Genomic DNA, 12,995 nt, shown 5'->3' with positions numbered 1-12,995 from the left:
TGACTATAACCAAACAGGATGAGAAACTTGTGAAGGAACACTTACAACCTTATATCTAAAAGATAAAAAAGCTTGAAAGAAACAAAGTTTTCCTTGTCGCAAGTAATCCTATTATTTTAATCAATAGATTAGTTCTATATAGCTTTATAGGAGAGAATTAAGACCATGATATTCAATATATTATTCAAATTCAGTAAGGGATTTATATCTAGACTGAAATGAGTATTAATTGCTTTACTTAATACACTCACATTATTCACAGATAGATTTTATAAATTAAAACTATAGAGAGCTATTCAAATCACCTAGTCTTAATCTACTCAATTTTAATTTTTTAGAGGTAATTATGTTGCAATCTACTTTACAATACTTGAACTCTGTAGATTTCTGGGTAAAAATTTCTATTCTTATCCTTGAAATTTTAATTTATAGATGGGCTATCTATAATTTGGAAGATAAATATTTCTCTAAATAATGATTGATGATTAGATTTAGAGGGGCGTAAGCACAGAATCGGGGATGCATGTCTCAAAGAAAAACGGGTCAAGGACAATAGATCCTGTACCCGAATCAAAAACTTGTCATGAGCCTACCATCGCAATTGCCAGCCGTACTAGACCATCACGATGTTCTAGTACAGGCCAAAGCACTCAAAGAAGCAACCAGCCTGAGTCAGATGGTTTATATCGTTCTGCACATGGGTTTGTTTTTGGCTCGATGGCTTCTGGAGGATGAACTCTCACGGCGAGCAAAAACAGTATTTGAATGGCCTAGGTGTCCCACCTGCGGAACCCGCTTGCACTCAAAGGGATGGGAATCTCGTCAGATGCAGACACTGGTGGGAAATATTTACTGAAAGCGACGGGTAGGTCGTTGTCCGAAAGGGTGTCCAGGTAGTCTATCAGCTCCTCTAGATCAATCCATTGGGATTACCTCTTATCAGCACAGCAGTGAAGAACTGGTGCGTCTAGGCTGCTTGTTCAGTCTATTTATGCCCTATGAACTGGCTAGTTGGATGCTGAGTCAGTGGAGTGGTTTATCCGTCAGTTCATCAAGCTTGTGGAATTGGGTGCAAGTCATGGGCAACAAAGCTTATCAGGCGCTAGAGACTCAACTCAAAGCTCAAGCATCAGGTGACCAGGCTCCTTGTGAAGCGATTTCAGAGTTGTTGTCTGCTCTGCCTTTGGCCGTTGCTGCTGACGGTGTAATGGTGCCCTTTCGCCCCACCCCGAAAACACCCAAGGGAAAAATCCAGTGGCGAGAAGTCAAAGTCGCTATCTTAGCCCGCCTGGGAACACGGGTCACCCGAGCTAAGAAGAGTGTCCCCCAACTACTGCGTCGAAGACTGGTAGCAGTATTGGGTATTGGATGTCAACCCCATAGGCGATGTCGCGACAACCACAAGGCGGATCAACCCCCAAATTTGAACCGTATTATTTGGCGTACACTCCCTTTGCGTTAGCTCTTTTTCAGACCTCATACGATACCTTCAGAACAAAACGACAACCCGTGATCGAAATGACAACCAGTGATCGCTCGATTATTTGGACTGGGATTTTTGAGGTTGAGACTGAGTTTGAGCCGTTCTCTGAGTCGCTGATTTGCGCCGATAACTATCGGCTTGAATTTCGATAATCAAGCCATGATGAATTAAGCGATCAATGGCAGCCACCGCCATCATCGAATCAGTGAAAATGTCATCCCATTGGCTGAAGGGTTGATTCGCTGTAATCAACAAACTTTTTCGTTCATAGCGATGCGCAATTAATTCAAACAGAACGGACGTTTCCGCTTCCGACTTTTTGCAATAGCCCAAGTCATCCAAGATCAACAGATCATAGCGGTCCAGTTTTTTGAGCATTGGATGCAGCTGCAGTTGGAGCTTCGCCTGTTGCAGTTGCTGGACCAATGCGTTGGCTGCAAAGAACTTCACCCGCTTACCGAATTCCAGCATCTTTTTGGACACCCCAGTGGCCAGATGTGTTTTTCCAACACCCGAGGGCCCCAGAATAAGGCAATTCTCGGCGCGCTCCAACCAACCCGGATCTGCGGCTAATTGCATCAAGGGAGCTGGATTGAGCTGGGGACAATGGCTAAAGTCAAAGTTGGTAAAACTTTTTGCGTTTGGGAGCCTGGCTTCGGTGAGGGCACGTTTTAGACGAGCTTGTTCTCTTCGTTGGGCCTCCGTTTCGCACAAGGCTAGTAAGAATTCCGCATAAGACCAGTTTTCCTGCATGGCTTGGGATTCGATAGATTCCCAATGGGTCAACATGTGGGAGAGCCTGAGCTTTTTTAAATAGAGGCTCAGGTGCTGGTAGGGGCTCAGCGGGGACTGAGCAGGAGGGGAGGAGTTTGTCATAAAGTTCAAGTGAATGTTGTTCAATGCTGAGTTCAGGAACCTGCTTCATCTGAGGCGGCTCAAACTGTTTTTTCAGGCGATTGAGGGTAAGGCTGGATGAGCGAAGCTGCTGCTGTAAGTACACTGCTACGGCCTGTTCTTTATCTTGAACCGCAGCAATATACAGGGCTTCCACGATGATCTTGGCAGCCTGCTCCAGGTCAAATTGGGCTTTGAGCTGTTCCCAGATTTGGCGGTATTCAGGATTGGGAAGTAGGTCTGATTGCCAGGTGCAATAGATAAAAGCACGAGGCTTCAATCGCATTGAACCAATAACATGGCGATAGTTGATGCAACGGTCGCGACGTTTGCCTTTGCCACTGACGCGCTTCCTCGGCAATTCCACCACCGGGTGTCGCTCCAGATAGCCGACAATCCGGTCATGGTATAGATGCAGTTCCAATTGACGACCAATCAGTCGAGAAGGGACGGTGTATAGAATGCAGCGAACATCGATGGTGCTGCGTTTGCTGACTTTAGCCGTGAGCACTTCATAGTCAGGGGTTCGATATTTGGGCAGTGGTTGTAGATGGTCTTTCTCTTGCTCATACTTGGTTTGGCACTGCTGATTCAACTTGGCAACCTGTGCATCAATTAAGGCTTGATACTCAGCAACGCTCGTAAAATCTGCACTGCCGCGCAGATAGATCGCCTGCTTAATTCGGTTTTTGAGATGGCCATGGGGAGATTCAATGGAGCCATTCTCATGGGCTACACCTTTGTTGTTACGAGTGGGTTCTAGCCGATAGTGGTCACACAGTTCGTCGTACAAACGCGTGAGGTTTTTGGACCGGCGGCCGCCCATGTTGCGATAGGCTGCACTCAAACTATCAGTACGATGCTGTGTAGGAACACCTCCACAGGCTGCAAAGGCATTTTGCAATCCTTCTGAGAGGGCAACAAAGCTTTCGCCTCCTTGGATGATCTGGGCATATCGCCAGCCGCTATATCCCAGACGGTAATGGTAAATCAGGTGCTCAAAGGGTTTGCCGGCAATGGTAATCGTGATGCCTTTGAGTTCTGTAAAATCGGAGAACCCTTGTACCCCTGGTTCATGACGCAATTCAAACATCACTTCAGGGCTTGGTCCATGTAAGGCTTTCCACGTTCTCACCCGACGTTGTAGGGTCCGCAGGACTTGGGGATACTGGCCTGGATACTTATCCTGCAGGTACTCATACAGGGTCATGGGTTTGAGGCGTGGGTCTCGACGCAGCATTGGTTCTAGCTCGTCTTCCCACACATCAGCTAAGGGGTCGGGAACGGTGCGTTGGTCCTGAAGGCGGCCGCGATTAGGTTGATGGGTGCCGGCCTCAATTCGTTGTCCGGTTCTTGTAGATATTTCGGCAATGTAAGCTGCATCAGCTTGTTTTAAGCCGAGGTCTCTTCCGTTCATATAAACACGAGTATGATAGGAATCAATTCTTTTGTTAGGCACTTGTACAGCCCTCTATTGATTAGGGATGTAAAAAGTGTCTTTTTTCTTGAGATTGAATTCTAGAAACGCGATCTCACACATCATTTCTAGGGAATTGAGATCTAGTTTTATCCTTCTCAGGGGATGCCTGGTTTCTTCATAGCTATAGCCGACGTGACATCGTCATTAATCCGTCAGCTCGATTGTCGTCTAATAATTGGGCGATATCGACCAGTTCATCCCCTTACTGCAACTCGAAGCCCACAAACAAGACTTTGAATCGGCCCCAAGCGTCATCTGGTTAAGTGATGGGGGGCGAGGCTTCTGGCGAGTCTACCGCACCTTGTTCTCTCACTGTGCTGTGGCAGTTCTCGATTTTTTTCATGCAGCAGGCCATCTTGCACGAGCAACAAAAGTGATGTTTGGGGATGCCCGCTCTGCTCAAGCCCAAGTCTGGTTCCGGCGCTGGCGACACCAATTGCGACATGGGCAACACCTACTAGTATTGGGGTCCGACAACGATTCATGTAGAAACTGATCATAGGGCTGAAAGCTATATCTGATAACTATTTCAGGCGACGATTTTAGGGCTTTGGCAAAATACGAAGTCAATTTCGGTACTGATGTCCTATTCTTAAACTCTCTTGCCAACTGACAAATATAGTTTTAGCCACCGGCTACACCAACATAGGCTCTGCCTCTTGTTCTTTTTGAGCAATTGGAATTTCGAAATTGATCGGTGGTGGATTTCGCTGTTCATCTAAGAAGAATATTCCGAACCGATTGAGATGGTCCATCCAATAAGGACTCAGTAACGCCAATACCTCTGCATCATACGTGCGGCCATTTTGAGCTTCCTCATTGAGAATGCGACTCATCTCTGAAACGTTGTAGAAAATCAGACAGTTGGCCACCAGGTGATTGTATTTGATGCGCTTTCGGAGTTCAGCCCGGTTGTTGCTAGAGAGGACTTGGTTTTCACCGCCAAAAGCGAGCCACTTAATAAAGCGATTAAATGCCTCGCACTTGTTGGTTTCAGCATGGATCGTTTCCTGCATTTGAGGATCATTGATGTACTGCAGTAAAAAGATAGTTCTCAAGACACCTCCAAGTTCATGAAAGGCTTGAAATAGCTTATTCTTACGGCTATTGGTTCCCAACTTTCTCAACAGAGTAGAGGCTTGAACTTTCCCGTCCTTAATGGACAACGCCACCCGCAACATGTCCGGCAGGTGTGTCTCAATCAGATCCCAGTCCGTCACTTCGGTGAACAAGCTGTCCAAATGCTTGTAGCGGGTGCCCCGAGACGGTCGATAGAACGCTAAGCTCTGCCAGCCTCGAATGCGGGGCATTAGCGTAATGCCCAATAGAAACGCTAAAGCAAACACCGTACAGCTTTGGGATTGAGTATCACCATGAATCGTGTCCGGTTGGATCTCGGAAGTATTCTTGAGCAATCCATCGAGGATGTAAACGGCTTCCCAGACACCACAGGGAATAAAGTGACTGAACAGAGCAATGTAGGTATCACTGATGTGGTAATAGCCAATGCCGCCATACCCGCCATAGCGGATGTGATATTCCGCCAATAGATTCTGCTCATACATATCCCACTTGGTACCATCCACTGAAGCCTGTTTGCCGGACCCCCAAACCTTGGGAAGCGAAAAGCGATTGTAGGAATCGATAATCCCAGTAATGGCCTGTTGTATTTTCTCTTCACTGATATGGCGATGATGAATCCACCAAATTTGGCGACGGTCAGTTCCAGGGAGTGACCGTGCCAGCTGGTTGGGGCCAATGTTGCAGCCATAGCAAAATGTCGTGGTGATATAGCGTTCGACCGGATCTATGATCTTGGTATCAAAGCCAGATAGGGGCCCGAAGCACTGGGTCCAGTTGAGCCATTTCTCGGTGTCACACAGCACATCCAGAATAGAGACGGGTTTGATCTTCCGTTCAATGAGTGCCTTCACTTCCGCCAATCCTTCAGGTAATTGACGTTGGCGTTTATGGATCACCAGACGGTCTTTTTTGAAACTCAAGTGAGCATTGGTGGGAAAGGCCTGATCTGCCGTCTTGGCCGCCGCTCGCAACCGCTGCTTCATCTCTTGAACAAAGGCCTTACCCTCCGTTGGCAGATTGATCATCTTGCCATACTCTTCAGCTGAGTCCTGGTATTCTTCCCATGAAATCAACTGGCTGTAATAGTCACCGAATTCATTACTGCCAGGGATATACAGATCCCCCGACTGCAGTTCCAGACTGATATGAGAGAACACGCACAACTCAAAGTAGAGGCGATGAATTTTAGTGGGCGTAGTCTGTTGCGGGTCAGTGATCAACGACCGCCACTTGTTAGGCACCCAACTGAGATCCAGCAACGGGACAACCGCTTCATCAGGGGGACCCTGATTGACGATCTGGGTCATCGGCACCCATTTACTGCGTTTGGACCCATGGGCTTTGATAAATTCAATCGCGTTGATTAAAGACTGGTCCTGGGTGCTAGAGCACAAGGGAAGTTGCTCTAGGAGTCGGAAGAATACGGCTCGATGGCTACGATAGAAACGAGTCAAAAAAGAGAAGTAGTTGTTGCCCACGTAGGCTAAGTGCTCTTGGCAATCGTCAATGAGCGGTTGTGGATCATCCCCAATCACAATTTTCATCGACTTGAAGCGTGTGGTGATCCGGCCTTCAGAGTCATAGGATTGTGCATCAATACAGTGTGGGGTAGGTGGCTAAGTCTTGCCATCCCCAAGGATGCTCCGTCAGTCCAGCCCGTTGGGCAGCCGTGTTCTTGAATCGAGAGTGGCACCAGATCCAATTGAAATAAGTCAGCACCAGTCTTAAGGTCACTGCACTCTGTTGCCAGACTTTACCAAACTTGTTCTGACGCCGATGCCAGCGACCAGTCTGTTGACGTAGTATGCCATTGGTCCGCTCTAAGCGCTGTGTCAGAGCTTTACTCACGTGATGGATCACCTCATCGGCTAATTGTCGTGAATACCCTTCCCAGCCATCGGTTTGCCAATGGTGACAGACGGTCTTGCCCTCGGTATTCTCAATTAATTTTTGAGCGAGTTCGTCGGTATGTTTGCCAATACGGCCACTGAGCACCAGGCCACTGTCTTTGGCGAGACTCAAGGCTATCCAGCAATCGCCGACGCTCAACTCTTCCGGTTCACAGTGCTTTTGCTTTTTTTGACAAAGGACCACAACTCATCCGCATTGATGACGTCAGTCGAAACGGCCTGAACTTCTTGGTTATGAATCATTTGGGCTTTTTGGCTCGCTGAACGAATCACACTCACACAGGTGTTGTAAGCCACACCTGTGATACGGGATAGGCCCCTCAGGCTACTGCCTTCAGCATGAGATTGAAGGATGGCCTGGATGGTTTCAGAAGAGATCTGACGGCGATAATAAAGGGTATCAAAGGTCTCACTGAAGGTTTGGTGACAGTGGGGGCAACGGTAACGTTGGCTGCCTTTACTGGTTTTACCGTGTTTGTGGGTTGTTGGATGATCACATAGAGGACATTGCATCAGCGGATAGGAAAACTCAACTCCCTATAGGTTTAACAAACCCACTCTTTTTTGATGCACGACCAGTCATAGGCCAATAGAACATGCAAGAAGATATCGATGAGTTCATCCGTGCGAGCTTGCGTCCTGCGACGATAGTCACTCAGGGCTTCTGCCCCCTTGTGATGGAGCTGGCGGACCCGTTTGATAAACATCTCCGCGAGATCATCCAGGGTGTTGGCATATTGAGTCGATAGCAAGGCCAGGGCTAAGGTATAGCGTTTAGCATCGCTCATTTCTTTCATGCGAGCGGCATCTAAAGACTGGGCTTCTGCGGCGAGGGCCTTGATCTTGACGGCGGGAATATCCTCCAAACCGGAAGTTGGGATCTGCAGATCAGCCAACCATTCCAATCGCTCAATCCACTCTTGCAGCCGCGAGAGCAAGGGTTTGCCGGGGTCTTCCTTCAAGCGGTTCCATAACGATTTCTCTGCTAGAGAAGCCGACAAAAACAACCGATTCAGCTTCACCCGCTCCGTCCGCTTTAAGGCCTGACTGACTTGTTTTACAGCTGAGTAGATACGGCTTGTCTGACCTGACGGGCTGCGCGATCTAGGGCAATAAAAGCGGGTAATTCCAGTCGATGGCGGACCAATTCTTCAATGGCCACATTGATGAGGTCAGCGAGTTCATGTTTCGTCACTGCGGCCTTTTCCATGGACGCCTCAATGACCGCTTTGGCTTGAGGACCATACTTGGTGATTTGTAGATACCCCCGAATAATATTCAGGTGCCGGTAGCGTGTGGGGGAGCGATCATAAGTCGTCAGATCCAGTTGGAAACCGTGTAGGCCAACTATAGTGGCGATGTGACGCACAGCAGCAGCGGGCACATCACTGGTCTTGATGGCATAGCCCAAGCGCTGGTAGGTTTTGAGCATCACCAAAAACCCCAATTGAGTTTGAGGACTACGGGTGAGGTGCTGCGCTAGCGCCATTTCCTCTTTAGTGGGAGTGTAGATAGCTGAAAGGTCTTGATCTGAAGGATTCCGTTTCAAACGTGGATAGGCGGTTTCATGTACACTGGCCACGACCTCAAACTCCTTGGATCTGCTGCTGGGTTTGATAGGGGGTTCCGCAATAGGGGCAAAAACGATGCTTGAGGGAGGTAATGGGTTCTTGGCAGCTGATACAGCGATCTTGTAGTCGAGTGCCGCAAGCAAAACAGTGTTTAGATCTGAGGTCCATCCACAGCGGCTCTGGAGCACTGCCTATGCGCCAACACTGGGGGCAGAATTTCAAAGTTTGCGTGGCTTGGATGGCTCGACCTCGGCTGATGGAATCCAAGTAATCAGGTGGAATTTGTAAGGCACAAGCTAAGCCCTGACGAGTTTTATGATTGAGGGACAACGTTTTGCCGCGCTCCAGCTTACCCAAGCTTTGGGCATGAATATTGGCCTTGAGAGCGACTTCCTTCTGGGTGAGACCGAGTCTGACTCGTAGACGGCGAAGATACTCAGCCAAGGATTCATCGGCAAGGGGGAGGGAATCGGATTCTAAAGGTTGCATGGATTTATCACTGGATATTTCTTCCCCAGAGGTATAGTGCATGAGGCGAAGTGAGTCTTTAGATTTAAGCAAAGCTCCAGATGAATCAGCCTTTAGCCACCGTGGCAACCCAGTTTTTAGATCGCCCCCATCTGGCTACGAGCACAGCCCGCTCCTATGAACTGACCTTGATGCCGTTACTGAAGCGATATGGCAGCTGGTCAGTGGAATTATTAGATGCTGACATCCTGTCTGAGTATCTCAATAGCCTGACGCACCTGTCTTACACGACTCACCATCGGCATCAAGCCACCCTCAAGGCCTTACTCAACTTTGCTGTGCGCCAACGGTATATTCGCAGCAATCCCATTGCCCAGTTAGAGCATCGTTCACCGGATAAAGCCAAGGGAGAGCATCTAAGTGATCAGCCCATTCGGTTTTTGAAACCCGAGCAATTGACGACCTTGTATCAAGCTGTTTATAACGATGCACGCTTGTATGCACTGGTGAAGCTATTGCATCACAGTGGGGCCCGCATCTCAGAAATTTTGGCCTTGGATTTGGCAGAAGTCGATCTGGAGCAACGGCAATTTCAGGTCGTGGGTAAAGGCAACAAAACCCGTTGGTGCTTTTATAGTGAAAATGCAGCTGCAGCCTTGCAGACCTATATTCAGCACTATCGCTATACGCCTTCGCCAGCATTGTTCACGGCTAGAAAGACCCCTACGAGTCAAGTGACCCGTCTGAGTTACAGAACAGCCCATCATCACTGGCATCAATCGATTCAAGGCTATCCACAACTCCAAGGGATAAGGTTGCACGATCTGCGTCATACTTTTGCGACAGAGCGAGTGGGACTAATGGGGTTGGAGGAACTCAGAGCGTTAATGGGGCACCAGCATATCCAGACCACCCTTCGATATCAGACTGTCACATCTGAACAAGCAAAAGGGGCAGCGCAAAGAGCATTTCAATATTTGGAAAATGCAGTTCAATAAGATGTTCTCAAGATGATGACATGGGTAGCTCAGAATTGACCATCTTGCCGAACATATTGGAGATCTCTCAGAGTATTGAAACTACTCTGCAATCAAACAGTGAGTTTAAAAACGGGTCCAAAACAACGATATGAACTTCTACCTCACCTCAAAATACAAAACCGTTGTCTGAAATAGCTATCAGATATAGCTTTCAGCTCTATGATCAGTTTTTGTACGAATCGTTGTCATACCCCGTATTGCGGTCCTTGACGATGTTGATTCACTCACAATTGTTTACGGGCAAGTCTTTTACGACGTTGCTCCAGGTACAGGCTTATTTCCAGCGCCATCACCGACACATCCGATATCGCCACTTTGAACAACAACAGATGCCGCTGGGGTCAGGAATGGTCGAAAGTGCTTGTAAGTGGCTGATTCAACAGCGCTTTAAGGGGGTTGGCATGCGCTGGAGTGAGGATGGTTTCAATCATCTACTCATTCTTCGGCTTACTTGGGTCAATGAACGGTTTGACTCCCTATTCCCAGGGGTGACCATTCCGAAATCTAAGGCATCCCCGATCCACTAGCTACGCCCATTTAGAGAAACTAATATTTCAGACATAAATTGCTTGTTTGTCATGAAATTCGATTAATTTCCGTGTAAGGATTGCAATCGGTGTTTCAATGAACGCACCGATACCCCAATGGCTCGCTTACGCACCTCTAGTTCAGTGGTGAGCTGTGCCATCAATGCTCGCACCGAAGGAATGAGCGTTCGTGCTACAGGTGGGATTTTCGGTAAATCTCACACCATCATTATGCGTTGAGAAAAACGCCTAGCAGACCAAGCAAAGAACGGGGCACCCCCCTCTCCAGCAGGCCCTGATGTGACGGTAGGAGGGGATGAAGTATACACTCGTGTAGGCAAAAATCTTCCCCCCAGTTAGTCCCAGGGCTGGAACATCCACGTTCTTGAACGCGAAAGCCGCTATTGGTTGACAGCACAAGCTGACCTCAAGGATACACAACTTTTTGCAAATGGCGTTTACTAGGCTTGGGAGTGGGTGAAAGCCTGTGATGGGATTCGATGGTTTACCGTTCGAGTAGCGTGCCGAAGGCTTAGGTGAAAGGCTTTATGGACAAGAGCTTTGGAAGCTCGCCAGTGTCTATCTCAACGGTGAGGAGTGTCACCCTGACTATGGGCATCGCAAGGTTTAGCGAGAAGGGTTAGAAGTCGCGATGAAAGTTAAAGGGTCTCAGGGGAATCGGCGAGTAGAGTGGGTGAAAGCAGAGCATCCCTTTACCGCTATGAGTACAGGGTCTGAGGTCTATGCCAATCATAATGAGGCTCACAATGCTGCCTTGAGGAGACGATGTAGTGCTTATCGAAGACGGCAGAATCTCTATGCGAAGAAGCGGCCGGGGTTACAGAGAGTGCTAGACGTACGACGCCTGATTCAAAAGTTAGACCCCATTGGGGACTCAGTAAGCAGACCACACTAGCAATGGAGATGAGATTTTGTTCTCGTCCGTTGAGCACACTAGAACTCCTCACTAAAAAGAGTTTAAGTGTGTACCTATTAATAGACCAGTGCCATGAGTTTCCTCTGCACCTAAAGTACAGAGTTTTTAAATTTCCTTAGAAATCTTAGGGGTGTGATGTGCCCAGCCCCAAACGAAAATGGCTAAACAAAGAACACCCAGTTTAACTACGAAGTAAGTCGCTCCGCTGGAATATAAAGGATATAGCATCGTAATCCCTCCCTTATGGAACTGAATTTATTTTTCGATTTTCTGGGTACCTAAAATTATTGCCAACCAGAAAGATGTGAATAAAGAACCTCATTTTCTAGTGAGTTTGATGGCTGTTGATTCCTTGAAAGTCGTGCAACTTCAACTGAACAAGGTGCATGGTGTGTAACATAGTTTCTGACACTATTGTGAGAAGGTGTACTATCACTAGCTGGTTCTTCTCCACCCAAAAGAATTAAGTCTGCACGCCAAGATAGCGCTAAGTCACAAATTAATTGTCCCGGTTCTCCAATTATGCAGATATAGTCCGCATCTATACGGGCAGCCTTGGCTCTCTCTACACAACCAACTAGACGCCTTAAAATCCTCCCCTCAGAATTGGATTTAGGGAAATTAGACTTTTGAACAGGCATTACATTTGAATTTTTCTGAGTAGATTGTAATTGGTCACTAAGTGTCTTGTTGGAAGGTAAATTTTGATCTTGAGAATTTAGAACATGGAGTAGTTTGAGACTAGACTTATGTTCTTGTGCGATGAGAAATGCTTGTTCGAATACAAACTCACTGGAATCAGAATCATCCATGGCGATCAAGATTCTCTTATTCATCATTACCTCCATCTGTTTAAGTGGTGGAAGGTAGAAGATAGTATTACCTTTTCACCTCACCTTCAAATTACTGATATAGTTTGAAGATCTTGTGAGTGAAATGATCCTACTGGCTCAAATTCTGTAGAGCTATTGACTTAAGTTTCATTCCTAAGTAACTTTTTATTTTGGTAGGCTTCAATTTTAATTTATACGCTTGGAAAAAGACTAACAAATTGCGGAACTGATTATTCACCTGCCGTTGATTGATCGGTGAATGTCAAAGTGTTTATGAAATTACCTGCTGATAGTTTAACTATTCATTTAACTCAAAATCTTAAGTTCACATCCTAAGTAAGGACCCTCTACAAACTGGCTGTTGTCTTTTTGAACTGAGTCAAAATCTTTTAAGATAAAAAACACACCATCATTAGTACTTCCTATGATTTTACCTTTACATCCACGCAAAGGTCCTTTCAGGATTTCGACTGAAGTGCCAAAGGAAATCTTTCTTTGATTACTTAGCATCTTTTGCTCAGTGCTGGCTGATATTAGATGATTTTGGTTGGTTTCTTTCATAGCTAGTGATTGTTTCTTTAAAAAAGACCATCATCTGCTTTTAGATATCCAGAAAATATTTCTTAATTTCCAATAGTATTGAATTATAGAAATATACATATATATAACCTAGGTATTTGTCATAGATGCATAGGATATTTTTTTGCTTATCCCTTGGTTAAGTAAAGCTTGAATTCCAATTCTTATATAGGCTCAAAAGGTGCCATGG

The 12,995-nt window shown here is 46.7% G+C and carries 10 protein-coding genes and 4 pseudogenes; 6 read left to right on the top strand and 8 right to left on the bottom strand.

Going from position 1 to position 12,995, the window contains the following annotated elements:
- Positions 1 to 583: 583 nt before the first annotated feature.
- Together AM1_RS41750 and AM1_RS41745 are read left to right on the top strand one after the other, a co-directional pair.
- Positions 584 to 856 (top strand): hypothetical protein, encoded by a 273-nt coding sequence (locus tag AM1_RS41750; RefSeq protein WP_012167665.1) that lies wholly within the window; start codon positions 584 to 586, stop codon positions 854 to 856.
- 135 nt (positions 857 to 991) lie between these two features.
- Entirely contained in the window at positions 992 to 1,462 is a 471-nt protein-coding gene (locus AM1_RS41745; protein WP_148216083.1) for a hypothetical protein, read from the top strand.
- 78 nt (positions 1,463 to 1,540) lie between these two features.
- Here the strand turns inward: AM1_RS41745 and istB are convergent, their stop codons facing one another.
- Both istB and istA read right to left on the bottom strand, forming a co-directional pair.
- A complete protein-coding gene (istB, locus tag AM1_RS34370) occupies positions 1,541 to 2,359 on the bottom strand; it encodes an IS21-like element ISAcma26 family helper ATPase IstB (protein ID WP_012168214.1) in 819 nt (272 codons plus the stop codon).
- A 382-nt stretch (positions 2,360 to 2,741) separates the two neighbouring features.
- Positions 2,742 to 3,794 (bottom strand): annotated as a pseudogene (istA, locus tag AM1_RS43730) (IS21-like element ISAcma26 family transposase); the annotation flags it as partial.
- 238 nt (positions 3,795 to 4,032) lie between these two features.
- Between istA and AM1_RS34360 the strand changes: the two are divergent.
- Positions 4,033 to 4,353, top strand: a complete 321-nt coding sequence (locus AM1_RS34360; protein ID WP_012167667.1) for a hypothetical protein — start codon at positions 4,033 to 4,035, stop codon at positions 4,351 to 4,353.
- A 139-nt stretch (positions 4,354 to 4,492) separates the two neighbouring features.
- On the opposite strand, the pseudogene AM1_RS34355 reads toward AM1_RS34360, so the two are convergent.
- From AM1_RS34355 to AM1_RS34330, 4 genes and pseudogenes are all read right to left on the bottom strand, one after another.
- A pseudogene (locus AM1_RS34355) lies at positions 4,493 to 6,526 on the bottom strand (transposase); the annotation flags it as partial.
- A 7-nt stretch (positions 6,527 to 6,533) separates the two neighbouring features.
- Positions 6,534 to 7,363 (bottom strand): IS1 family transposase gene (locus AM1_RS40475; RefSeq protein WP_148216081.1). Its coding sequence is split into 2 segments (ribosomal slippage): positions 6,534 to 7,021 and positions 7,021 to 7,363, totalling 831 coding nucleotides; the frame shifts between segments, so codons are not numbered across the junction.
- Positions 7,364 to 7,428: 65 nt separating this feature from the next.
- Positions 7,429 to 8,432: pseudogene (locus tag AM1_RS44700) on the bottom strand (DUF4158 domain-containing protein); the annotation flags it as partial.
- Positions 8,433 to 8,436: 4 nt separating this feature from the next.
- Complete coding sequence (locus AM1_RS34330) at positions 8,437 to 8,910, bottom strand: double zinc ribbon domain-containing protein (protein ID WP_041661418.1); 474 nt, start codon at positions 8,908 to 8,910, stop codon at positions 8,437 to 8,439.
- A gap of 80 nt (positions 8,911 to 8,990) precedes the next feature.
- Between AM1_RS34330 and AM1_RS34325 the strand changes: the two genes are divergently transcribed.
- The 3 genes and pseudogenes from AM1_RS34325 to AM1_RS40470 form a co-directional block, all read left to right on the top strand.
- Positions 8,991 to 9,887 carry a tyrosine-type recombinase/integrase gene (locus AM1_RS34325; protein WP_012167673.1) on the top strand — a complete coding sequence of 299 codons (897 nt, stop codon included), beginning with the start codon at positions 8,991 to 8,993 and terminating at the stop codon, positions 9,885 to 9,887.
- 254 nt (positions 9,888 to 10,141) lie between these two features.
- Positions 10,142 to 10,456, top strand: coding sequence for a hypothetical protein (locus AM1_RS34320; protein WP_083776874.1), 315 nt, complete (start codon positions 10,142 to 10,144; stop codon positions 10,454 to 10,456).
- Between the two features lie 66 nt (positions 10,457 to 10,522).
- Positions 10,523 to 11,431 (top strand): annotated as a pseudogene (locus AM1_RS40470) (transposase); the annotation flags it as partial.
- Between the two features lie 246 nt (positions 11,432 to 11,677).
- Here AM1_RS40470 and AM1_RS34315 read toward each other — a convergent pair.
- Both AM1_RS34315 and AM1_RS34310 read right to left on the bottom strand, forming a co-directional pair.
- Complete coding sequence (locus AM1_RS34315; RefSeq protein WP_012167677.1) at positions 11,678 to 12,229, bottom strand: universal stress protein; 552 nt, start codon at positions 12,227 to 12,229, stop codon at positions 11,678 to 11,680.
- A 303-nt stretch (positions 12,230 to 12,532) separates the two neighbouring features.
- A complete protein-coding gene (locus tag AM1_RS34310) occupies positions 12,533 to 12,787 on the bottom strand; it encodes a hypothetical protein (RefSeq protein ID WP_010476529.1) in 255 nt (84 codons plus the stop codon).
- Positions 12,788 to 12,995: the final 208 nt, after the last annotated feature.

Origin of the sequence: Acaryochloris marina MBIC11017, from assembly GCF_000018105.1 — a bacterium.
GTDB lineage: Bacteria > Cyanobacteriota > Cyanobacteriia > Thermosynechococcales > Thermosynechococcaceae > Acaryochloris > Acaryochloris marina.
This window is presented reverse-complemented; position numbering and strand designations above follow the sequence as displayed.